Raw genomic sequence first — 21132 nt, 5'->3', positions numbered from 1 at the left:
GGAATGCTCGTCCTGAAATCGAAAGGTGGGGGCGCGGCGACTCAGGTCGTCGGCGTCTGGGTCTGGTCGCCGTACAGGCGGACCTTGCCGTCCTGCAGCCTGACCAGGCTGGTGAAGGGGGTGGCGGTGCTGTCCACGTCGGCGTTGGTGACGGTGGCGTTCAGCGTGCAGACGCCGGCGGCGTTGCAGTTGGTGATCGTCACGCCCGACAGGGTGACGCCGGGGAAGGCCAAATCCGGCGTGGTGGAACGCGCGGTGGCTTCCTGCGCCAGGTTGGCGCGCAGGGAAGGCTTGTTGTAGCCGGCGTCCAGGAAGCCGTCGTCGAACAGGTCGACGAAGGCCGAGCTGGTCAGGCCGGAGTAGGTGTTCAGCGCGGCCAGGCCGTTGCCGAAGTCGCTGGCGAAGGCGCTTTGCTGGGCAGCGGTCACCGTGGTGGCGGTGCCGCCGCCGGTGGGAGGAGTGGTGCCGGTGACGACAGGGTCATTGCCGTCGCCGCATGCGGCCAGGGCGGCCAGCAGGCCGGCGACGACCGTCAGTCGCAAGGAGGTACTGCGCGTATACATCTAGGTTTGCCTTTCAGGGGACTGGTTCAGAAGCCCGATGGAAGTGGCCGGCGGGAGCCGGTGATTCGAATCAGCCACGGAAGTTCAGCTTAAAAACATGTCATTACGTAGTAGTGACGAATGCGTGACGGAAGCGAAAGCAGATTGAAAGATTCGGTCTTCGCCAAACCGTCACGCCCCGTAGGAATAATCGAAAAGAGTTCCTACGCTGCTTTACAAAGACGATGCCCCGCGCCCTGATCCGTCCCTCTCCCCTGCTCTGCGGCCTGCTGCTTTCCGGCGCCGCCCTGGCTCATGAAGACCCCGAGGGCGGCAAGCTCCACCTGCCCGACGTGGAGGTGCGCGGCCCGCGCGACGCAGCCATCGGCCTGGCCGACAGCGCCAGCGAGGGGGCGGTGGAGAAGACCTCCTTCCAGACCCGCCCCAAGCTGCGGCCGGGCGACATCGTGGAAGCCGTGCCCGGCGTGGTCGCCACCCAGCATTCGGGCGACGGCAAGGCCAACCAGTACTTCCTGCGCGGCTTCAACCTGGACCACGGCACCGACTTCGCGGTCACCGTCTCGGGCATGCCGGTCAACCTGCCGAGCCACGGGCATGGCCAGGGTTATGCCGACCTCAACTTCCTGATCCCGGAGCTGGTCTCGGGCGTGCGCTACCGCAAGGGTCCCTACTTCGCCGATGGCGGCGATTTCTCCCTGGCCGGCAGCGCCAGCCTGGATTACTTCAGCGCCCTCGACGCACCCTTCGCCGAAGTCACGGTGGGCGGCCACGACTTCAAACGCCTGGTGGCCGCCGGCTCGCATACCGTGCAGGACCGGACCTGGATGGGCGCCATCGAGATCGAGGGCAACGACGGCCCCTGGGACGTGCCCGAGAACCTGAGGAAGGCCAATGCGGTGCTGCGTTATTCGCAGGGCTCGCAGGCCCGCGGCTTCAGCCTCACCGGCATGGCCTACCGCAGCCGCTGGAACGCCACCGACCAGGTGCCGCAGCGCCTGATCGACAGCGGCGAGATCGGCCGCTTCGGCTCGCTCAACCCCACGGATGGCGGCAACACGCGGCGCCTGAGCCTGTCGGGCCAGTGGTTCGACAAGGGGGCGCATGGCGATACCGAGCTGTCCTTCTACGCCATCGACTACCGCTTCGACCTGTTCTCGGACTTCACCTACTTCCTCAACAACCCGGTCAACGGCGACCAGTTCGAGCAGGTGGACCGCCGCCAGGTCTACGGCACCCAGGCCACGCACCGGGTGGCCAACCGCATCGGCGGGCTCGACGGCGTGGTCAATTTCGGCCTGAGCTGGCGCGGCGACCGCATCGGCCAGGTGGGGCTCTACAACACCGAGGCGCGCGAGCGGCTGTCAACGGTGCGCGACGACAAGGTCTCGCAGGACCTGTTCTCGGTGTATGGCCAGCAGATGGTGAATTTCACCGAGCGCCTGCGCGGCTACGCCGGCCTGCGCGGCGACCTGCTGCGCTACGAGGTGACCGGCCGCGAGGCGGTCTACGGCGCGGCCAACAGCGGCAGCGGGCACGACAGCATCGCCAGCCCCAAGCTCGGCCTGGCCTACACGCTGACACCGGCGCACGAGCTGTACGTCAACGCCGGCACCGGCTATCACAGCAACGATGTGCGCGGCGCCACGATCACGACCAATCCGCAGGACGGCAGCGCGGCGCAGCGGGTGCCGGCGCTGGTCAAGGGCACCGGCTCCGAGATCGGCTGGCGCTTCCAGCCCGATGCCGACACGACCGCCACCCTGGCGCTGTGGCAGCTCAGGCTCGATTCGGAACTGGTCTACGTGGGTGATGCCGGCTCCACCGAAGCCGGCCGCTCCAGCAAGCGCCGCGGCCTGGAGGCCACGCTGCGCCAGAAGCTCGGCACCGCCTGGCAGCTGGAACTGGACGCCGCCCTGTCGCGCGCCCGCTTCCGCGGCGAGGCGCCGGCCGGCGAAGGCAATTACATCGACAACGCGGCCGACAAGGTGTTCGCCGGCGGCCTGACCTATGCCTCCGGCCCGCTGACCGCCTCGCTGCGCCTGCGCTATCTGGGCCCACGTGCGCTGGATACCCAGAACATCGAGCGCTCGAAATCCGCCACCCTGCTCAACCTGGCCACGCGCTACGCGCTGACGCCGAAGCTGACCCTGGGCCTGGACGTGTTCAACCTGGTCGGCCGCAAGGGCAACGACATCGAATACGCCTACGCCTCCTGCACCGCACGCGAAGTCACCAGCGGCAGCTGCGGCGGCGGCGTGGAAGACCGGCATGTACACCCGATGGAGCCGCGCACCGTGCGGCTGAGCGCGCGCATGGCCTTCTGAGCGCTGTACGCGAAACCGAAAGGCTTCGGTTTCACCGACGGGATTTCGCCTGAAGGCCTTCGAGGCGGAGCGGTGAGGAACACATTCACGCCCGGACCGGCGCCATGCCGGTCTTTTTGTTCCTTCCACCAACGGCCGCAGCCGCGGCCATCCCTCAGGAAATCCTCCATGTCCTTCCTAGCCAATCCAGCCACCACCATCACGAACAGCATCACCGGCATCGTCTCGGGCATCGGCAGCCTGTGCACCGGCAACCTCTCCGGCGCGCTGGACGCCATCCCCAACATCCTCGGCCTGGGCGGAAAGTCCAGCGACGCCGCATCCACCAGCGCCGATTCGATGACGAGCAAGGAAATGCGCGAACTGCTGAAGATGATGAGTGGCGACGAGGGCGCCCCGCTGGACCCCAGCTGCGCATGAGCTCCGGCGCCGATGCCGCGCGGGCCCGGGACGTGGTCCGCATGTTCGGCGCCTTGCGCGAGCATCGGCTCGACGAGGCGGAGCAGCTCTTCGCCGAGCTGGGCGACGCGGATTCCCGGGTGAAGAATCTGCGGGTGTTCCCGGTGCTGCTGGCGATCCAGCGGGGGCGGCCGCTGGACGCCCTGCAGTTCGTCAACAGCCTGCCCGGCGACCCCTGTCCCGAGCTGCGTGCGCTGTGCCTGCGTTTGCTGGGCGACCCACGCTGGCAGGGCGAGGCCGCCACCCTGCTGGATTCGTCCGATCCCGAGGTGGGCAAGGCCATGCGGGAGCTGCTGGCCGATACCCCCCTGGCCTGATTCAGTCGATCAGCGCACCGCCGTCGTGGAAGGGGTAAGGCCCTTCGAAAGTGCCGATGGCCGCGAGGTGGCTCACCAGCCGCCCGCCTTGCGGCAAGGCATGCAGCCGGAAGGCCGGCGGCTCCAGTTCCCATTGAGAAGGCGCCCGGGCATCCAGGTCCAGCGACACCTGGTGCGCCGGCCCCGGCGCGGTGCTGGCGATGGTGCCGCCGAAACGCACATCGATCGCGCGGTGCAGATGGCCGCAGATCACCCGCTCCACATTGTCGAAACGCCGCAGCAGCGCCTCCAGCGCCTCGGCGCCGCTGCGCAGGCCGATGGCATCCATGTGGCCGATCAGGGTCTGGAAGGGCGGATGGTGCATGGCGACCACCACCGGCTGCTCGCGCCAGCGCTCCAGCTCGGCCTCCAGCCAGGCGAGCTTGGGCGCATCCAGCTCGCCGTGCGGGGCGCCGGGCACGCTGGTGTCCAGCGTCAGCAGGCGCAAGCCGCCGACCGCCACGCTGTATTGCAGCAGGCTGCCGGCGGCGCCCAGGTAGTCGTGGTGCGGGAAGGCCAAGCGCAGCGCCTCGCGCTCGTCGTGGTTGCCGGGCAGCAGGTAGACCGGCATGTCCAGCGGCGCCAGCAGCTGCGCCAGGTGGGCGTATTCGGCCGGCCGGCCGAAGTCCACCAGGTCGCCGGTGATCACCACCGCATCGGGCCGCTGGCGCAGCGCCAGCACGCTCTGCACCGCGCGGCGCAGATAGGGCGCGGTGTCGATGCGGCCGTAGGCCAGGCGGCCGGGTTCGCGAATGTGGGTGTCGGTCAGCTGGGCGAGGAAGGTGGTGCTCATGGTGTCGTGTCGGGTGAGGGTGGGCCCAGCGATTCGCCGGGTCGCCAGGCATGGGGCAGCAGGCGGCTGGCGCTGGCATCCAGCGGTGTGCCGGCTGCTGCCGCGGGTGCCAGCAGCGCCACGCAGGTGGCGCCGATCTCGCGGTTGGGCTGGGCGATGGTGGCCAGGCTGGGCACCAGTTCCTGGCCCAGGGCGATGCCGTCGAAGCCGGCGATGGAGAGATCCTGCGGCACCCGCAGGCCGCAGGCATGGGCCGCGCGCAGGGCACGCAGGGCCAGCAGGTCGTTGGAGCAGACCAGGGCGCTCGGCCGGTCGGGCCGGGCGAACAGGGCCGCCAGGGGCGTTCCGGCATCGCCGTCGAAGGGCACTTCCACGACCGGCCCCGGCGGCAAGCCGGCGGCCAGCAGGCCGCGCTGGAAACCCTGCTGGCGGGCCCGCGAGCGGTCCGATGCCTTCAGGTCGCCGCACAGCATGGCGATGCGGCGATGGCCGCGCGCCAGCAGCGCATCGACCAGCTCGGCCACCGCGCCTTCGTTGTCCACCGCCACGCAGGGATGCGAGGCATGGCGGTTGTAGGCCAGCACATAGGGCAGCCCGGCCGCGCGGATCGCCTGCAGCGCCCGCGAGCGCGCCGGGTTCGACACCACCAGCACCAGGCCATCGACCCGCGGCAGCAGGGCGCTGACGGCGGCATGCTCCTGCGCGGGCCGGTATTCGGTGGTGCGCAGCTGGATCGCATGGCCGGCATCGGCCGCCGCGGCCGCGATGCCTTCCAGGCATTCGGCGAAGACCGGGTTGCGCAGCGTGGGCAGTACCACGCCCAGCACCTCGCTGCGCTGGCGGCGCAGGGTGCGGCCGGCGCCGAGAGGCCGGTACTGCAGGCGCCGGGCCACGGCCTCGACACGCGCGCGGGTGTCCGGCGAGACGCTCTGCGGCGTGTTGAACACCCGCGAGACGGTCGCGGCCGAGACCTGCGCCTCCAGCGCCACCGCATGGATGCTGGCGCGGCTCACCGCGGCGCCGCCGCGGGCAGCAGCCTGTCGCTGGCGATGCGGATGCCCACCGCCTCGCCCACGCACCAGGGGCTGTCGCGCGGCACATCGGCCAGCAGCGCAGCCTGGCCTTCGGCCTCCAGCCGCAGGCGCAGCCGGTCGCCGAGGAAACTGCGGTGCGCCACCCGGGCCAGCGAACGGCCGGCCAGCGGCGCGGTGAGCTCCACATCCTCCGGCCGCACCAGCAGGCCGTGCGGCGCGTTCTGCGCCAGCAGCACGCCGCCCAGCGGCACGTCGCCGCCGGCATCGGCCCGCAGGCGGTTGACCCGGCCGAGGAATTCGGCGACGAAGGGATGGGCGGGGTTGCGGTAGAGCGATTCGCCATCGCCCACCTGCACGATGGCGCCGCCCTGCATCACCGCCAGCCGGTCGGCGATGGCGAAGGCCTCCTGCTGGTCGTGGGTGACATGCACGGCGGTGATGCCCAGGCGCCGCAGCAGCTCGGCGAGTTCGTCGCGCAGGGTTTCCTTGAGCTGGGCATCGAGCGCGGCCAATGGCTCGTCGAGCAGCAGCACCCGCGGCCGGGTGGCCACCGCGCGGGCCAGGGCCACCCGCTGGCGCTGGCCGCCGGAGAGCTCGGCCGGCCGGCGGTGCTCCAGACCGGAGAGGCGCACCAGGTCGACCAGTTCGCCGACCCGCTGGCGGATCTCCTGCGCCGCCACGCCGCGCACCCTGAGGCCATAGCCGATGTTGGCCGCCACCGTCATCTGCGGGAACAGCGCGTAGCTCTGGAACACCATGCCGACGCCGCGGCGCTCGGCCGGGCGGTCGGTGACGTCCTGCTGGTCGAAGAGGATGCGGCTGCCGGCATCGGCCGCCTCAAGCCCGGCCAGCAGCCGCAGCAGCGTGGTCTTGCCGCAGCCCGAGGGGCCGAGCAGGGCCAGCACCTCGCCGGGCTCCACCTGCAGGCTGGTGGGCTGCAGGCCGCGGGTGCCGTCGGCATAGGTCTTGGCGCAGTTCTCCACACCGATGCGGGTGCGGAACAGTTGGGGATCCGGGGTCATGGGGAGATGCGTTTCTGCAGCCAGGCGGCGCAGCCCTGCAGTGCCCAGAGCACCGGCAGGACGACCGCGAGAAAGACGAAGGTATAGGCCGAGCCGAGCTCGATGCGCATGCTGGCGTAGCTGTCGGCCAGGCCCACCGGCAGGGTGCGGGTGAGCGGCGTGTGCAGCATCCAGGTGAGGTTGAATTCGCCGACCGACAGGGTGAACACCATCAGGCAGCCGGCGACGATGGCCGGCAGCACCGCCGGCACCAGAACGCCCAGGAAACGCTGGCCGAAGCCGGCGCCCAGGGTGCGCGCGGCCTCGTCCAGCGCGCGCAACTCGCCGCGGGCGAAGGCGGCGGCCACGCCGCGCACCATGAAGGGCAGGGTGAACACCACATGGCCGACCAGGATGAAGCCGAAGCCCTGGCGAAAGCCGGTGTAGCCGCCATAGGCCAGCAGCAGCGCCAGCGCGGTGGCCAGGCCCGGCACGGCCACCGGCAGGGTCAGCAGCTCCTCGAAGACACGCGCCAGCCGCGAACGGCTCTGCGACAGCGCCCAGGCGCAGGGCACGCCCAGCACCAGGGTGCAGGCCACGCAGGCCAGGGCCAGCAGCAGCGAGGCGGCCACCGTCTGGCCATACACATCCCACACCTGCAGCAGCCAGCGGGAGGTGAAACCGCTGGCGATGCCGCGGCTGTAGTTGACGACGAAGGCCGCGCTCACCGACACCGCCATCGGCGCCAGCAGGAACAAGGCCACCGCCGCGGTGATGCCCGCCAGCCAGGGCGAGCGGCCGTGCGCGGTTTTCATACCAGCCGCTCCGCGCCCGACAGGCGCCGCGCCACGAAGAGCACCGCCCAGGTCATCAGCCCCAGCGCCACCGACAGCGATGCGGCCAGGGGGAAGTTGGCGTAGTTGGTGAACTCGTTGTAGATGGTGATCGGCAGCACCTCGAACTGGCTGGCCAGGGTGAAGGCGGTGCCGAAGGCGCCCATGCAGGTGGCGAACAGGATGGCGCCGCAGGCCAGGGTGGTGGGCGCGAGCTGGGGCGCCCACACGTCGCGCACGATGGCCCAGGGCGAGGCGCCGAGCAGGCGGGCGGCCTCTTCCAGCGGCGCGTCCAGCGCCTCGGCCGCCGCGGTGTAGCTGGCGATGGCGCGGGGCAGCGAGAAATAGAGGTAGCCGAGCAGCAGCCCGGCCAGTCCGTAGGCGAAGGTGACGCGGCCCATGCCGGCCGCCGCCGTGGCCTGGGCCAGCAGGCCCTGCCGGCCGCCGAGCAGGATCACGAAGAAACCCACCACCACACCCGGAAAGGACAGCGGCACCGTGAGCAGCGACAGCAGGAGCCCGCGCCCGGCGAAGCGGCGCCGCCCCAGGTAGAGGCCGACGGCCGCGCCCAGCGCCAGCGTCAGCAGGGTCACGGCCACCGACAGCGCGGTGGTCTGCAGCAGGCTGGCCAGGTAACGCGGCTGGGTCAGCACCACGAAATAGGCCCGCGTGCCCTGCCCCGCCGCATACGGCAGGGCCAGCAGGCGGGCGGCCGGCAGCAGCCAGAAGGCCGCGAAGAAGATGGCGGCGGGCGCCGCGCAGGCGACCAGCAGCCTGCGCGCGCGGCCGTCGAAGGAGACGGCCATGGGATCAGCGCACTTCGCTCAGGTAACGCTCGGAGAAGCCCTTCTGCACCTCGGCCATGCGGCCGTAGTCGACCGGCTTGGCGCGGGCATAGTCGGCGGCCGGCAGGAACTGCGAGGCGACTTCCTTGGGCATGGCCACGTTGCGCACCGGGCGCAGGTAGGCACGGGCCCACAGGGCCTGGCCTTCGTCGGAGAGCACGAAGTCCAGCGCCTTCTTGGCCTCGGCCGGATGCGGCGCCTTGGCGGTCAGGCTCATCACGTAGGGCACGACCACGCTGCCTTCGGACGGGATCACGAAGGCCACGTTGGCGCCGTCCTTGTACTTGGCGCGGTAGGCGTTGAAGTCGTAGTCCAGCAGGATCGCGATCTCGCCGGACAGCACCCGTGCATAGGCGGTCTGCTTGGGCACGATGGGCTCGTTCTTCATCAGCTGCTTGAAGTAGTCGATGCCGGGGCCGAAGTTGTCCAGCGTGCCGCCGCGTGCCTGGTTGGCCGCCACCGCGCCGACATAACCGACGAAGGCCGAGGCCGGATCCAGGTAGCCCACCAGGCCCTTGTATTCGGGCTTGAGCAGGTCGGCCCAGGAGCGCGGGATCGGCTTGCCGCCCAGCGCATCGACATTGACCATGAAACCCAGGGTGCCCGAGTGGATGGTGAACCAGTGGCCGTCGGCATCCTTCAGGCCTGCCGGGATCTGGTCGAAGCCGGCGGGCTTGTAGGCGGCGACCAGGCCGTCCTTCTGCGCCTGGATGGCGAAGGTCACGCCCAGGTAGGCCATGTCGGCGACCGGGCTGGCGCGCTCGGCGGCCATCTGGGCCAGGGACTGGCCGGAGTTCTTGTTGTCCGGCGGCACGGTGACGCCGGTCCTGGCCTTGATGGCCTTGATCTGGGTGCCCCAATCGGCCCATTCGACCGGGCAGTTGTAGCAGATGGCGGTCTGCGCGAAGGCGGCGCCGGCGGTGGCCAGGCCCAGCGCCAGGGCGGCGGCGCGGGCGGCACGGGTGATCGAGCGTGACATGGGAATCCCTCTCCTGAAATGAAATCGTGGGGTGGCAGGGCCTGGGCTCTGCAAACGATTTCATTAGAAAAGGACGGTGTGACGCCGCCATGACGGGCGGCGCCCTGCCCTGCCCGCTCTCACCGGCCTTCAGTGTTCGAAGCGGTAGCCTTCGGCGGCGTGCAGGCCCCAGCCGCCGCCGCCGTCCAGCCGCAGCACATGGGTGTGGTGCTGCAGCACGCCGGGGCGGTGGGCGATGCTGACGATGGTGACGCCGCTGGCGCGCAGCCGGGCATAGAGCGCGGCCTCGTTGGCGTTGTCCAGCGCGCTGGTGGCTTCGTCCAGGATGGCCACCTTGGGGTGGTGCAGCAGCACCCGGGCGAAGGCCAGGCGCTGCTGTTCGCCGGTGGACAGGCGTTTTTCCCAGTCCTGCACCGCATCCAGGCCGCCGACCCGCTCGGCCAGGTCGCCCAGCTGCACCTCGCGCAGCAGCTGCAGCAGCTGGACGTCGTCGACCGGCGAGCGTTTGCTGGGATAGCAGACCTGGCTGCGCAGGCTGCCCACCTGCATGTAGGGCCGCTGCGGCAGGAAGAACACGTCCTTGGCCGGCAGGCAGTGCACCTTGCCGCTGCCGTTGCGCCAGAGGCCGGCGATGGCGCGCAGCAGCGAACTCTTGCCGCAGCCGCTGGCGCCGGTGATCAGCAGGGCGTCGCCCGGGTTCAGGTCCAGGTCCAGGTCGCGCACCAGCAGCCGGCCATGGCCGGGGGTGTAGAGGGTGACGGCTTCCAGGCCCAGGCGCTCGCCGGGGTGGATGCTGATCTCGCTGCGCGGCACCGCGCCAGCCGCCTCCGGCGCCGGCGGCATCACCAGCTGCGACAGCGCATGCAGCCGCCCGATGCCGGCGACGAAACGCGCCAGCTGGTCGAAGTTGTCCACGATCAGCGAGACGGCGCCCAGCACCGCCACGAAGGCGCCGGCCGCCTGCACCGCCGCGCCCACTTCCAGCTCGCCCGAGAGCACATCGTTGGCCAGGATGATGCTGGGCACCACCAGGGTCAGCTGGCTGAAGGCGCGCTGGCAGAGGTTGAGCGAGCGCTGCTTCTTGATGAGCCGCGCGTAGTTGTTGTAGACCGCGTCGAAGCGGTGGTCGATCTGCTCGCGCTCCTGCGATTCGCCGCGGTAGAAGGCGATGGATTCGGCGTTCTCGCGCAGCCGCATCAGGCCGAAGCGGAAATCGGCCTCGCGGCGCAGCTGCCAGAAGTTGAGCCGGATCAGCGGCGCGCCGAACACATACAGCACCCCCAGCGTGCCGACCAGCGCATACAGCACCAGGAAGCCCACCAGCACATGCGAGAGCGACCACAGCACGGTGCTGAAGGCCACCAGCTGCATGAAGGAGCCCAGCAGGATCAGCAGGAAGTTGGTGGAGCGGGCGGTGAAGGTGTCGATGTCCTCGCTGATGCGCTGGTCGGGGTTGTCGATCTCGCTCATCGAGCCCAGCTCGTAGTAGCGGCGGTTGCCCAGGTAGCCGTCGAGGAAGCGGCCGGTGAGCCAGCGTCTCCAGTGGTTGGAGAAGCTGTCGCGCATGTAGTAGTAGAAGGCGTAGACCGGCACCGCGAAGGCCAGCACCAGCAGCGCGGCGCGCACCGCATCCCAGAAACGGTCGCGTTCGCGGCCGGCCAGGGCGGAGGTCATCTCGCCGGCCTTCTGGTTGAGCATGACGGCCAGCTGGGTCTCGGCCAGCATCAGCACGATCATCAGGGCCAGCAGCAGCCAGGCGATGCGTTTCTTCTCGCCGGTCCAGTAGGGCTTGGCCACCTCCATGAACTGGCGCCAGGCATCCATCGACAGGGTCGGGGCCCGTCGCCGCCGCTTCTTGGGAGGAGGGACGGAGGGTGCATCTGCCGTGGCGGAGGGAAGCATCGGGGCGGGAAACGGAATCGGCAAAAGTGCTGCGCTGAATCTAGTTTCCGCACCTCCCGCGCCTTGTCGGACGAAATCCTGCCTGCCGCAGGAAAACGCCGCGTATCGGGGCGGCTTCAGTCGCCCAGCGCCACGCCCTCGCGGCGCGGGTCGGCGCCGCCGGCCCACACCGGGCGGCCGTCGGCCCGGCTGCGCCGCACGATGGCCTGGGTGCCGCTGGTCATCTCGATCTCGGTGACTTCGTGGCCGCGCGCCTTCAGGCTCTGCACCAGGGCGGGTGTCACCAGGCCTTTTTCCACCTCGGTCGGGCCGTTGCGGCTGCCGAAGTTGGGCAGGTCGATGGCGGCCTGCACGTCCATCCGCCAGTCGAGCAGGCCGACCAGGGTCTTGGAGACGTATTCGATGATCTGCGAGCCGCCCGGCGAGCCGACGGTGGCCACCAGCGCGCCGCTGGCCCTGTCGAAGACCAGGGTGGGCGCCATCGAGGAGCGCGGCCGCTTGCCCGGCTGCACCCGGTTCGCCACCGGCAGGCCGCCCTCGCTGGGCAGGAAGGAGAAGTCGGTCATCTCGTTGTTGAGCATGAAGCCGCGCAGCATCAGGTGCGAGCCGAAATAGCTCTCGATGGTGGTGGTCATGGAGATGGCGCCGCCGGCGTCGTCCACCGCCACGATCTGCGAGGTGGAGACACGCGGCGGCGAGTTGTCCGGCGCCAGCGCCACCGCCGTGCCCGCAGGCTTGCCCGGCTGGGCCTTGCCGCTGCTGCGCTCGCCGATGAGGGCGGCGCGCTCGGCGAGGTAGCGGGGATCGGTCAGGCCGCGCACATCGACCGGGATGAAGTCGCTGTCGGCCAGGTACAGGCCGCGGTCGGCATAGGCCTGGCGGCCGACCTCCGACAGCAGGTGCACCGCCTCGGGCCGCGGCTCCAGCCGGGCCGGCGTGCCGGCCGCCACCGGCGGCAGGGCCGACAGCGTGTATCGCGGCGCGCGTGCCTCCAGCGCCTGCAGGGTGCCCAGCATCTGGGCGATGGCCACGCCGCCGCTCGACGGGGGCGGCATGCCGCAGATGCGCCAGCTGCGGTAGTCGGAGCAGACCGGCTCGCGCTCCCGGGCGCGGTAGCCCTGCAGGTCGGCCAGCGAGAGCGAGCCCGGATTGGCGCCGCTGTTGACCAGGCGCACGATGTCCTGGGCGATGGTGCCGCCGTAGAGCGCGTCCGGCCCCTGCTGGGCGATGGTGCGCAGCGTGGCGGCCAGTTCGGGGTTCTTCAGCAGCGTGCCGGCCGGCTTGGGCTTGCCGTCGGGCTGCAGGAAATAGGCGGACATGGCGGGCGACTGGCCCATGAACTTGTCCGCCGCGATCTGGGTGTAGAGCCGCGGCGAGATCGGAAAGCCCCGTTCGGCCAGCTCGATCGCCGGCTGGAACAGGCGGGCCCAGGGCAGCTTGCCATGCTGGCGGTGCGCCAGTTCCAGCACCCGCAGCGTGCCCGGCGTGCCGACCGAGCGGCCGCCGATCTGCGCCTCGCTGAAGGCCATGGGCTGGCCGTCGGGGCGCAGGAAGAGTTTCTCGGTGGCGCCGGCCGGCGCGGTTTCCCGGCCGTCGAAGGCCTGCACCTTCTTGCCATCCCAGTACATGACGAAGGCGCCGCCGCCGATGCCGGTGGCCTGCGGCTCGACCAGGGTGAGCACCGCCTGCATGGCGACCGCCGCATCGATGGCCGAGCCGCCCTCGCGCAGCATCTGCCGGCCGGCCTCGCTGGCCAGCGGGTTGGCGGCGGCGGCCATGTGTTTGTCGGCATAGGTGGTGGCCAGGCCCGCGCGGTAGCCGGAGGCCACCTCGGGCGCCGCCGGCAGCGCGGCCGGGGCGCTGGCCACCGGCGGGGCCGCCGTCTGGGTGGAACAGGCGGCCAGCCAGCTGGCGGCCAGGATGGAAATGCCGGCCGATGCGGCCAGGCGCTGCTTGAGTTTCATGCGCTTGCGCTCCTATGGACCCCAGGCTGGAGTGGCTGCATTGTGCAAGTGCCCTGGCCGCTCCTTCATCCGGATGAATCCTCCCTGCCAGTCAGCGCAACGCAGGCTGCAATGGCTTGCGATGAGGGCAAGCCCCCTAAACTCGGCCCATGCCCTTGAGAACCCCGCTTCCAGCCCTGCCGGGCACTTCCCGGCCGGCAGCGCCCCGGGTGCTGCAGGAGCAGGCGCTGCGTTATTTCATGGAGGTGGTGCGCAGCGGCTCGGTCACGGCCGCGGCCGAGCGGCTGAACGTGGCGCCTTCGGCCGTTAGCCGGCAGATCGCGCGGCTGGAACAGGAACTCGACTGCCTGCTCTTCGAGCGCCGGGCCCGCGGCATGGCACTCAATGCGGCGGGCGAGCTGCTCGCCGCCCATGCCCGGCGCTCGACGCAGGAAATCGAGCGGGTGACGCAGGACATCCAGGCGCTGCGCGGCCTGCAGAGCGGCCTGGTGCGGCTGGCGGCGACCGAGGGATTCGCCTCGCTGCTGCCGGTGCAGATCGCCCGCTTCCGCGAACGCTTCCCGCACATCCGCTTCAGCCTGGAGCTGCCGCCGCGCGGCGAGGTGCCGCGCCTGGTCCGCGAGGGCGAGGCGGACATCGGCGTCACCCTGAGTTCGGTCTCGGAGCGCGGCATCCAGGTGGAGCTGCGCCTGCCGGCGCCCATCATGGCGGTGGTGCCGCCCGGCCATGAACTGGCGCGGCACCGGCAGCTGACGCTGGCCCAGCTGGCCGGCTATCCGCTGGCGCTGCCGGGGCCGGAGACCACGCTGCGCCAGCTCTTCGACATCGCCTGCAGCCGCCAGGGCCTGGCGCCCGAGCCGGCCCTGCTCAGCCGCACCCTCGAAGGCCTGCTGGCCTTCGCCGCGGCCGGCGGCGGCGTGACCCTGTGCGGCGAGACCGCCCTGCGCCCCTATGTGGAGGACGGCAGCCTGATCGCCATCGCCCTGCGCGACCGCGAGATGACCGAGCGCCATTTCGAGGTGCAGACCCTGGCCGGCCGCACCCTGCCGCCGGCCTGCCGGGCCTTCCTCGACCATCTCCAGCGCGGCCTGCAGCCAGCCGCCTGATGCCTTGCGCGGCGGGCAACGCAGCGTTCCGATTATTCTCAAGCTCGACAAGGCGGCGCTCTCGATAATCGGCCGTTTCGAGAGCGCACATGCCACAAGAGATCCTGGTCCTGGGCGCCGGCATGGTCGGCACCTGCGCGGCGCTGGAGCTGCGTCTGCGCGGCCATGCGGTCACCCTGGTCGACCGGCGCCCGCCGGGTCGGGAAACCTCCTACGGCAACGCCGGCATCATCCAGCGCGAAGCCGTGGAGCCCTATGCCTTCCCGCGCGAATGGGGCGCCATGCTGTCGGTGCTGCTGCGGCGCGGGCTGGACGTCAACTACCACCCAGGCGCCCTGCTCGCCGCCCTGCCCCGGCTGGCGCGCTACTGGCGGGCCAGCGCGCCGGGCCGCCACCGGCGCATCACCGCCCAATACGCCAGCCTGATCGCGCATTCCACCAGCGAACATCAGCGTCTGGTGGCGGCCGCCGATGCCGGCGACCTGGTGCGGCGCCAGGGCTTTCGCTTCGCCTACCGCAGCGAAGCCGCCTTCGACGCGGCCCGCGGGCGCGCCAAGGCCCTGTGCGAGGCCTACGGCGTGACCAGCGCCGCCCTCGGCGGCCAGAGCCTGGCGCAAGCCGAACCGGCCCTGCGCCAGAGCATGGCCGGCGCCATCCACTGGCACCAGCCCTGGACGGTGAGCGACCCGGGCGCGCTGGTGGAGCGCTACGCCGCCCTGTTCCAGCGCCTGGGAGGCCGATTTACCAGCGGCGATGCCGGCAGCCTGCGGCCGCAGGGCGCGGGCTGGCGGGTGGACAGCGCCGAAGGCCCGATCGAGGCAGGGCATGCGGTCGTCGCGCTCGGCCCCTGGTCCGGCCCGCTGACGGCCGCGCTGGGCTACCGCTTCCCGATGATCCTCAAGCGCGGCTACCACCGCCATTTCACCGGCGGCGAGGCGCTGAACCTGCCGCTGCTGGATGCCGAACGCGGCTATGTGCTGGCCCCCATGCGCCAGGGCCTGCGCCTGACCACCGGCGCCGAGATCGCCCACCTGGACGCAGCGCAGACACCCCGCCAGCTGGCCGGCTCCGAGGCCGTCGCCCGCGAGCTGCTGGACCTGGGCGCACCGGTGGAGGCCACGCCCTGGGCCGGCTATCGGCCCTGCATGGCGGACATGAAGCCGGTGATCGGGCCGGCGCCGCGCCACCCGGGGCTGTGGTTCGACTTCGGCCATGGCCACCAGGGCTTCACCCTGGGGCCGGCGAGCGCCCGGCTGCTGGCCGACCAGATCGAGGGCAAGCAGGCCTACCTCGATCCGCAACCCTTCCTGCCCTCGCGGTTTTGACCGGGGCCGGGTTCCTGTGTCGGGCGCACGGCGCCCGGTTTCAGATCCCGAGGTAGGCCCTGCGCACCTCCGGATTGCTGCGCACCTCGGCCGCGCTGCCGGACAGGATCACCCGGCCGGTCTGCAGCACATAGGCCCGCTCCGCGATCTGCAGGCTCTCGGCCAGGCGCTGCTCCACCAGCAGCACCGTGACGCCCGAGGCGCGGATGGCCAGCACCGCATCGAAGATCTCGTCGACCAGCTTGGGCATGATGCCTTGCGAGGGCTCGTCGAGCATCAGCATGCGCGGCCGCGTCATGAGCGCGCGGCTGATGGCCAGCATCTGCTGCTCGCCGCCGGAGAGCGTCTCGGCCCGTTGCGCCAGGCGCTCCTTGAGCCGGGGAAACAGCTGGAAGACCATCTCCAGCGGCGCCTCGCGGTCCGCCTTCTTGCGGTGCAGATAGCTGCCCAGGCGCAGGTTGTCCGCCACCGACAGGCGCGGGAACAGGCGCTTGCTCTCCGGCACGAAGGCCAGGCCGCGCGCGGCGATGTGGTGGCCGGCCAGGGCCTCGATGCGTTCGCCGGCGAAACTCACCTGCCCCGAACGCGGTTTGACCATGCCGATCATCGACTGCAGCAGCGTGGACTTGCCCGCGCCGTTGGCACCGGCCACCACCACGATCTCGCCCTCCGCTACCTGCAGCGAAATATCGGAAATGGCCACCAGGCCGGCATAGGCCGAGGTGAGCTTCGAGACTTCAAGCAGCATGGCGATCTCCCAGATAGGCCGAGATGACGGCCGGATCGCGCACCACCTCGCGCGGCGCACCCTGTGCCAGCACCTCGCCGAGGTTCAGCACGATGGCCCGGTCCACCAGGGGCATGACGACTTCCATCACATGTTCGACCATCACCACGGTCACGCCGGTATCGCGCACCTGGCGGATCAGCTCCACGCCCTGGCGGGCTTCGCTGGGCGTGAGGCCGGTCAGCACCTCGTCGAGCAGCAGCAGCTTGGGGCCGGTGGCCAGGGCCCGGGCCACTTCGAGGCGGCGCTTCTCCGGCGGCGTGAGCTGGTGGGTGAGCGTGTTGGCCTGGCGGGACAGGCCGGTGAAATCCAGCATCTCCAGCGCCGCATGGCGGGCCGCCGCGGTGCCGCGGTGGCGCACGAAGCTGCCGATCATCACGTTCTCCACCACCGTCATCGAATCGAAGGAGCGCGGCACCTGGTAGGTGCGGGCGATGCCCAGGGCGCAGCGGCGGGTGGCGGGCAGGCGGGTGACGTCCCGGCCCTCGAAATGCAGCGTGCCGGAACTCGGCGGCAGCGCACCGGCGATCAGGTTGAAGAAGGTCGACTTGCCGGCGCCGTTGGGGCCGATCAGGCCGAGGATCTCGCCGCGGCGGATGTCGGCATCGATCTCCCTGTTGGCCACCAGGCCGCCGAAGCGGCGCGTGACCTGGCGGGCCTGCAGCAGGATCTCCTGGCTCATGGCGCCACCGCCTTCCTGCGCCACGGCCACGCGGGCAGCAGGCGCACCAGGCCTTCGGGCTTGAGCAGTGCCACCGCCATCACCAGGGCGCCGTAGATCATCAGGTCCAGCCCCGAGCCGGAGCCGCCCATGTAGCTGCGCGAGAACTCGGTCAGCGGTATCAGGATGGCCGCGCCCAGCATCGGGCCCCACAGGGTGCCGATGCCGCCCAGCACCACCGGCAGCACGATCAGCAGCGAGAAGCGGAAATGCAGCACGCTGTCGGGATCGACGTAGGAGACGAAGGCCGCATAGAAGCCGCCGCCCACCGCGGTGAGAAAGGCCGAGATGGCCGCCGCCGCGAGCTTGGAGCTGAGCACCGTCACGCCCAGGCTCTCGGCCGCATCGGCGTTGTCCTTCACCGCGCGCCACCAGTAGCCCCAGCGCGAGTCCTCGATCAGCCAGCAGATGAACCAGGTCAGCGCCAGCAGGCCCAGGGCGAAGTGGATGTACGGTGTCTTGTCGCGGGCGAACTGCAGCGTGGCCCAGCTGTCCGCGCCGAAGGGCCACTGGATGCCGGAGGCGGCGCCCAGCCATTCCCAGTTGTGGGCGATCAGCAGGCCCATCTCGGCGATGACGATGGTGGCGATCGAGAAGTAATGGCCCTTCAGCCGGAAGCAGCCGTAGCCCACCAGCACCGCCAGTGCCGCGGCCAGCAGGCCGCCGCCCAGCATGCCGAACCAGGGCAGCAGGCCGAAGCCTACATAGGCCTTGCTGGTGGCATAGGCGCCCACGCCGAAGTAGAGCGCATGGCCCAGCGATATCTGGCCGCAGTAGCCGCCGAGGATGTTCCAGGCCTGCGCCAGTGCGGCGTACATCAGCGTGAGCACGATCACGTTGCGCAGATAGGCGTTCTGCACGAACAGCGGCGAGAGCGCGGCCAGCACGAAGATCGCCAGGGCGATCACGAGCTGCCGGCGGCGACGGTCGCCGAAGCCACGCACCGCGTCGCTGGCGGCCTGGGTCGGCGGGCCGCCCGAAGGCGCAGGGCTTGCGCCGAAGTTGGAAACAATGGGCATGGTGGACATCACAGCCTTCCGAACAGACCCTGCGGACGCAGGAAGATGACAGCCAGGTACAGCACGTAGATCCCCATGGATTTCATCGCGGGCGGCAGCACCACCGCGGTCAGCGCCTCCACCAGGCCGACCACGATGCCGGCCGCGAAGGCACCGAAGACACTGCCGAAGCCGCCGAGCGCGACCGTGATGTAGGCGATGGTGCCGAAGGCCGCACCCACCTGCGGATGGATGTAGTAGAAGGTGGAGAGCACCGCGCCGGCCACGCCGACCAGGGCCGCGCCCAGGCCCCAGCCCAGCGCGAACACCCGGTTGCTGTCGATGCCGACCAGGGCGACGGCGCCCTTGTCCTCGCGCGTGGCCTCCAGTGCGCGGCCGAAGTCGGTGTGCTTCATCAGCAGGAACAGGCCGCCGAAGGCGATCAGCGAAACCGCCGCGCCGAAGAGCTGCGGCCAGGGCATGAAGATGCCGCCGAGTTCGAGCGTCTTGCCGCCGAGCCAGCTGCTGTCGCCGATGTTGCGGTAGTCGGGCGTGAAGAAGAACTGCACCGCGCCCTGCATCAGCGTGGCCAGGCCGAAGGTGGCGAAGATCTGCACCATGCCGGCGTTGACCTTCACCCGCAGCGCATGGCGCACCACGCCGGCGTACACACTCGCGCCGAAGATGAACATCAGCGCCGCGACCAGGGGAAGCGCCAGCACCGGGTCGATGTGGAAGAAGACGAAACACCCGAAGGTGGCGTACATGGCCAGCATCATGAATTCGCCGTGGGCGAAGTTCACGACATCCATCAGGCCGAAGATGAGGGACAGGCCCACGGCGATCATGCCGTAGATCAGGCCCATCAACAGCCCGCTGGCCAGCACCTGCGACAAGGCGGCAGCGGTCATGGTGCGTCCGTCCCTCAGCCGTTCATGGGCCACACGACCTTGGCGGTGGCGACCTCGAAGGGATAGACGGTGACGAACTTCGCCTTGTTCCACTGGATCAGCACCGGGCTGGCGAAGGTGTTCTGGCCGTGCGCGTCGAACTTCACCCGGGCCCAGGGCATGATGGTCTTGTCGCCCGGGATGTCGGTGGCGGCCAACGCCTCGCGGATCTTGCCGGGCTCCACCGTGCCGGCGCGGTCGATCGCGTCGGCCAGCACCATCAGGGCGCTGAACTGGCGCGAGGTCTGGTCGTTCAGGTCGCGGCCGGCCCGGGCCTTGAAGCTGGCGTTGACCGCCTTGGCCGAGGGTCGCTTCTCGCCCATGTCCTCGGAGAAGCTGGCGCGGCTGATCATGCCGACGAGTTTGTCGCCCACCGCATCCAGCGCGGGTTTCTCGACGAAGCCCGCGGCCTGCGCCACGATGTTGGGCGGCCGGTAGCCGAGCTCGGCCATGGTCTTGGCCAGCAGGATGGTGTCGGTGGTGTAGCTCGAGGGCATCAGCACGTCGGGATTGGCGTTCTTGATCTGCTGCACCTCGGCCGTCAGCGATGGCGAGTTGTTGCGGTACTTGATGTCGCAGGCGATGCGGTAGCCGCGCTCGGCGGCCAGCTTGCGCTGCACCTTGGCGGAGTCGCTGCCGAAGATGGTGTCTTCGTAGAACAGGCCGACCGAGCCGATCTTCTGGCCCCTGGCCTTGAGTGCGTCCATGAAGTCGAACATGGCCTGCGAGAACATCTCGTCGTGCGCCGCCGTGCGGAAGAAGAACTTCAGGCCCTGGGCGCTCAGCGTGGGCGAAGACGAGTCTGCGCAGACGAAGGGCACGCCGTAACGTTCGCAGGTGGCGCTGACGGTGGTCGAGACCGAGGAGTGGTAGCAGCCGACGATGGCGCAGACGTTCTCCTGCGTGATCAGGCGCTCGGCCTCGGCGCGGCCCTTCTGCGGATCGGCCTGGTGGTCGGCATAGACGACACGCACCTTGGCGCCGCCCAGGCGGGCCAGGCCGGCGTTCTTCGCCGTGGGCAGGTCGAGCGGGCTCACGTTGTTGATGACCTCGAGCGCGGTCTCGAAGGCCTGCCGGGCATCGATGCCGACCTGGGCGCTGGGGCCGCTCATCGGATAGAGGGCGCCGATCACCACTTCCTTGCCCTGCGCCATGGCTTCGTTCCATGCACCCTGGAGGACGGTTGCGGCACCGGCGCCTAGAAGAATCTGCCTGCGTTTCATCGGTAACTCCTGATCGGAAAGTGTTGGCGGGAAAAGGGGTGCCTCACAGCACCGCGAGATGGCTGTTGCGCACGTCGGTCACCAGCATGTGGCCGGGCTTGTGGGTGATGGCGAAGGGCAGTCCGGCCGAGCGGATCGCCTGTTGCGGCGTGACGCCGCAGGCCCAGAAGACGGGGATCTCGCCGGGGCGGATCTCGGCGCGCTCGCCGTAGTCGGGACGGTCGATGTCGGCGATGCCGATCTCCGCCGGATCGCCGAAATGCACCGGCGCCCCGTGCGTGGCCGGGAAACGCGAGGTGATCTGGATGGCGCGGATCGCCTGCGCGGCGCTCATCGGCCGCATGCTCACCACGCCGTTTCCGCCGAAGCGGCCGGCCGCGCCGTTGGGGCGGTCGGTGTCGTACATCGGAACGGTGGTGCCCTGCTCGATATGGCGCACCGGCACGCCGCCTTCGAGCAGGGCCTCCTCGAAGGAGAGCGAACATCCGATCACGAAACCCACCAGGTCCTCGCGCCAGAGTTCGCGCAGATGCGGCACCTCTTCGACCATGCGGCCGTCGCGGAACACGCAGTAGCCCGGGATGTCGGTGCGCAGGTCGATGTCCTGCCCCAGCTCCGGCACCGAAGGATCGCCCGGCTCGCTCATGCCGATCACCGGGCAGGACTTGGGGTTGCGCCGGGCAAAACGCAGGAACTCGTCGGCGTAGGCGCTGGGCATGATGGCGAGGTTGCCCTGGGTGAAGCCGGGACACTGCCCCGCCGTCTGGGCGGTGAAGCGGCCGGCGCGCACCAGCTGCCGGAATGCGGATGGCGAAGAAGCCTGGGCCAGTGGCGAAACGGATGTCATGGAGATGCTGGCGGTGTGCAAGGAATTTGCTTACTTTAGGAACCGTCACCAGATGTCGTCCATCGAAGAATTGTCAAAACACCTGTTCAAGTAAGTTGAACAATGCACGCACAACAATCGGA

At 70.1% G+C, this 21132-nt stretch carries 20 protein-coding genes; 5 read left to right on the top strand and 15 right to left on the bottom strand.

The window, feature by feature from the left end:
* Positions 1 to 41 precede the first annotated feature (41 nt).
* Positions 42 to 563: a hypothetical protein gene (locus GT347_RS18115; RefSeq protein ID WP_229722366.1), complete on the bottom strand. Its 522-nt coding sequence runs from the start codon at positions 561 to 563 to the stop codon at positions 42 to 44.
* A gap of 224 nt (positions 564 to 787) precedes the next feature.
* Between GT347_RS18115 and GT347_RS18110 the strand changes: the two genes are divergently transcribed.
* The 3 genes from GT347_RS18110 to GT347_RS18100 all read left to right on the top strand — a co-directional run bounded on the left by GT347_RS18110 (position 788) and on the right by GT347_RS18100 (position 3663).
* Positions 788 to 2887 carry a TonB-dependent receptor gene (locus GT347_RS18110; protein WP_160553533.1) on the top strand — a complete coding sequence of 700 codons (2100 nt, stop codon included), beginning with the start codon at positions 788 to 790 and terminating at the stop codon, positions 2885 to 2887.
* 168 nt (positions 2888 to 3055) lie between these two features.
* On the top strand, positions 3056 to 3307 hold the full coding sequence (locus GT347_RS18105; RefSeq protein ID WP_160553532.1) for a hypothetical protein: 252 nt from the start codon (positions 3056 to 3058) through the stop codon (positions 3305 to 3307).
* Complete coding sequence (locus tag GT347_RS18100; protein ID WP_160553531.1) at positions 3304 to 3663, top strand: HrpB1 family type III secretion system apparatus protein; 360 nt, start codon at positions 3304 to 3306, stop codon at positions 3661 to 3663. The genes GT347_RS18105 and GT347_RS18100 overlap by 4 nt, the downstream gene beginning before the upstream one ends.
* A gap of 1 nt (position 3664) precedes the next feature.
* Here GT347_RS18100 and GT347_RS18095 read toward each other — a convergent pair whose 3' ends face one another.
* The 8 genes from GT347_RS18095 to ggt all read right to left on the bottom strand — a co-directional run bounded on the left by GT347_RS18095 (position 3665) and on the right by ggt (position 13053).
* Positions 3665 to 4495, bottom strand: a complete 831-nt coding sequence (locus tag GT347_RS18095; protein ID WP_160553530.1) for a phosphodiesterase — start codon at positions 4493 to 4495, stop codon at positions 3665 to 3667.
* Complete coding sequence (locus tag GT347_RS18090; RefSeq protein ID WP_160553529.1) at positions 4492 to 5508, bottom strand: LacI family DNA-binding transcriptional regulator; 1017 nt, start codon at positions 5506 to 5508, stop codon at positions 4492 to 4494. Before GT347_RS18090 ends, GT347_RS18095 begins: the two co-directional genes overlap by 4 nt.
* Positions 5505 to 6551, bottom strand: coding sequence for an ABC transporter ATP-binding protein (locus tag GT347_RS18085; protein WP_160553528.1), 1047 nt, complete (start codon positions 6549 to 6551; stop codon positions 5505 to 5507). Before GT347_RS18085 ends, GT347_RS18090 begins: the two co-directional genes overlap by 4 nt.
* Positions 6548 to 7345 (bottom strand): ABC transporter permease, encoded by a 798-nt coding sequence (locus tag GT347_RS18080; protein WP_160553527.1) that lies wholly within the window; start codon positions 7343 to 7345, stop codon positions 6548 to 6550. The genes GT347_RS18085 and GT347_RS18080 overlap by 4 nt, the downstream gene beginning before the upstream one ends.
* The gene (locus GT347_RS18075) at positions 7342 to 8169 is read right to left on the bottom strand and encodes an ABC transporter permease (RefSeq protein ID WP_160553526.1); all 828 of its coding nucleotides are present in this window, start codon (positions 8167 to 8169) and stop codon (positions 7342 to 7344) included. The genes GT347_RS18080 and GT347_RS18075 overlap by 4 nt, the downstream gene beginning before the upstream one ends.
* Before the next feature lie 4 nt (positions 8170 to 8173).
* Positions 8174 to 9187, bottom strand: a complete 1014-nt coding sequence (locus GT347_RS18070) for an ABC transporter substrate-binding protein (RefSeq protein WP_160553525.1) — start codon at positions 9185 to 9187, stop codon at positions 8174 to 8176.
* Positions 9188 to 9316: 129 nt separating this feature from the next.
* A complete protein-coding gene (locus GT347_RS18065) occupies positions 9317 to 11011 on the bottom strand; it encodes an ABC transporter ATP-binding protein/permease (RefSeq protein ID WP_229722365.1) in 1695 nt (564 codons plus the stop codon).
* A 194-nt stretch (positions 11012 to 11205) separates the two neighbouring features.
* Entirely contained in the window at positions 11206 to 13053 is a 1848-nt protein-coding gene (gene ggt, locus GT347_RS18060) for a gamma-glutamyltransferase (protein ID WP_160553524.1), read from the bottom strand.
* 149 nt (positions 13054 to 13202) lie between these two features.
* Here ggt and GT347_RS18055 point away from each other — a divergent pair, with 149 nt between their 5' ends.
* The gene (locus GT347_RS18055) at positions 13203 to 14159 is read left to right on the top strand and encodes a LysR family transcriptional regulator (RefSeq protein WP_160553523.1); all 957 of its coding nucleotides are present in this window, start codon (positions 13203 to 13205) and stop codon (positions 14157 to 14159) included.
* An 89-nt stretch (positions 14160 to 14248) separates the two neighbouring features.
* Positions 14249 to 15484, top strand: a complete 1236-nt coding sequence (locus tag GT347_RS18050) for an NAD(P)/FAD-dependent oxidoreductase (RefSeq protein ID WP_160553522.1) — start codon at positions 14249 to 14251, stop codon at positions 15482 to 15484.
* Between the two features lie 40 nt (positions 15485 to 15524).
* Here GT347_RS18050 and GT347_RS18045 read toward each other — a convergent pair whose 3' ends face one another.
* Genes GT347_RS18045 through GT347_RS18020 form a run of 6 tightly spaced genes read right to left on the bottom strand, consistent with a single transcriptional unit; the run spans position 15525 to position 21010 of the window.
* Positions 15525 to 16232 carry an ABC transporter ATP-binding protein gene (locus GT347_RS18045; protein ID WP_160553521.1) on the bottom strand — a complete coding sequence of 236 codons (708 nt, stop codon included), beginning with the start codon at positions 16230 to 16232 and terminating at the stop codon, positions 15525 to 15527.
* Complete coding sequence (locus tag GT347_RS18040; RefSeq protein WP_160553520.1) at positions 16222 to 16953, bottom strand: ABC transporter ATP-binding protein; 732 nt, start codon at positions 16951 to 16953, stop codon at positions 16222 to 16224. The genes GT347_RS18045 and GT347_RS18040 overlap by 11 nt, the downstream gene beginning before the upstream one ends.
* A complete protein-coding gene (locus tag GT347_RS18035; protein ID WP_229722364.1) occupies positions 16950 to 18020 on the bottom strand; it encodes a branched-chain amino acid ABC transporter permease in 1071 nt (356 codons plus the stop codon). Before GT347_RS18035 ends, GT347_RS18040 begins: the two co-directional genes overlap by 4 nt.
* On the bottom strand, positions 18020 to 18901 hold the full coding sequence (locus tag GT347_RS18030) for a branched-chain amino acid ABC transporter permease (protein ID WP_160553519.1): 882 nt from the start codon (positions 18899 to 18901) through the stop codon (positions 18020 to 18022). The genes GT347_RS18035 and GT347_RS18030 overlap by 1 nt, the downstream gene beginning before the upstream one ends.
* Positions 18902 to 18915: 14 nt before the next feature.
* Positions 18916 to 20163, bottom strand: a complete 1248-nt coding sequence (locus tag GT347_RS18025) for an ABC transporter substrate-binding protein (RefSeq protein WP_160553518.1) — start codon at positions 20161 to 20163, stop codon at positions 18916 to 18918.
* A 43-nt stretch (positions 20164 to 20206) separates the two neighbouring features.
* Entirely contained in the window at positions 20207 to 21010 is an 804-nt protein-coding gene (locus GT347_RS18020; RefSeq protein ID WP_407704107.1) for a putative hydro-lyase, read from the bottom strand.
* Between the last annotated feature and the right edge of the window lie 122 nt (positions 21011 to 21132).

Origin of the sequence: Xylophilus rhododendri (genome assembly GCF_009906855.1) — a bacterium.
GTDB lineage: Bacteria > Pseudomonadota > Gammaproteobacteria > Burkholderiales > Burkholderiaceae_C > Xylophilus > Xylophilus rhododendri.
The sequence above is the reverse complement of the archived record's forward strand: the minus strand, read 5'-3'. Positions and strand labels throughout refer to the sequence as shown.

Excerpts from the sequence above, each read along its gene's own strand:
- GT347_RS18025 (WP_160553518.1), bottom strand. The coding sequence starts at position 20,163 with ATGAAACGCAGGCAGATTCTTCTAGGCGCCGGTGCCGCAACCGTCCTC.
- GT347_RS18080 (WP_160553527.1), bottom strand. The coding sequence starts at position 7,345 with ATGAAAACCGCGCACGGCCGCTCGCCCTGGCTGGCGGGCATCACCGCG.
- GT347_RS18045 (WP_160553521.1), bottom strand. The coding sequence starts at position 16,232 with ATGCTGCTTGAAGTCTCGAAGCTCACCTCGGCCTATGCCGGCCTGGTG.
- GT347_RS18075 (WP_160553526.1), bottom strand. The coding sequence starts at position 8,169 with ATGGCCGTCTCCTTCGACGGCCGCGCGCGCAGGCTGCTGGTCGCCTGC.
- GT347_RS18115 (WP_229722366.1), bottom strand. The coding sequence starts at position 563 with ATGTATACGCGCAGTACCTCCTTGCGACTGACGGTCGTCGCCGGCCTG.
- GT347_RS18040 (WP_160553520.1), bottom strand. The coding sequence starts at position 16,953 with ATGAGCCAGGAGATCCTGCTGCAGGCCCGCCAGGTCACGCGCCGCTTC.
- ggt (WP_160553524.1), bottom strand. The coding sequence starts at position 13,053 with ATGAAACTCAAGCAGCGCCTGGCCGCATCGGCCGGCATTTCCATCCTG.
- GT347_RS18055 (WP_160553523.1), top strand. The coding sequence starts at position 13,203 with ATGCCCTTGAGAACCCCGCTTCCAGCCCTGCCGGGCACTTCCCGGCCG.
- GT347_RS18105 (WP_160553532.1), top strand. The coding sequence starts at position 3,056 with ATGTCCTTCCTAGCCAATCCAGCCACCACCATCACGAACAGCATCACC.
- GT347_RS18100 (WP_160553531.1), top strand. The coding sequence starts at position 3,304 with ATGAGCTCCGGCGCCGATGCCGCGCGGGCCCGGGACGTGGTCCGCATG.
- GT347_RS18095 (WP_160553530.1), bottom strand. The coding sequence starts at position 4,495 with ATGAGCACCACCTTCCTCGCCCAGCTGACCGACACCCACATTCGCGAA.
- GT347_RS18070 (WP_160553525.1), bottom strand. The coding sequence starts at position 9,187 with ATGTCACGCTCGATCACCCGTGCCGCCCGCGCCGCCGCCCTGGCGCTG.
- GT347_RS18020 (WP_407704107.1), bottom strand. The coding sequence starts at position 21,010 with ATGACATCCGTTTCGCCACTGGCCCAGGCTTCTTCGCCATCCGCATTC.
- GT347_RS18110 (WP_160553533.1), top strand. The coding sequence starts at position 788 with ATGCCCCGCGCCCTGATCCGTCCCTCTCCCCTGCTCTGCGGCCTGCTG.
- GT347_RS18065 (WP_229722365.1), bottom strand. The coding sequence starts at position 11,011 with ATGGATGCCTGGCGCCAGTTCATGGAGGTGGCCAAGCCCTACTGGACC.
- GT347_RS18085 (WP_160553528.1), bottom strand. The coding sequence starts at position 6,551 with ATGACCCCGGATCCCCAACTGTTCCGCACCCGCATCGGTGTGGAGAAC.
- GT347_RS18030 (WP_160553519.1), bottom strand. The coding sequence starts at position 18,901 with ATGACCGCTGCCGCCTTGTCGCAGGTGCTGGCCAGCGGGCTGTTGATG.
- GT347_RS18050 (WP_160553522.1), top strand. The coding sequence starts at position 14,249 with ATGCCACAAGAGATCCTGGTCCTGGGCGCCGGCATGGTCGGCACCTGC.
- GT347_RS18035 (WP_229722364.1), bottom strand. The coding sequence starts at position 18,020 with ATGTCCACCATGCCCATTGTTTCCAACTTCGGCGCAAGCCCTGCGCCT.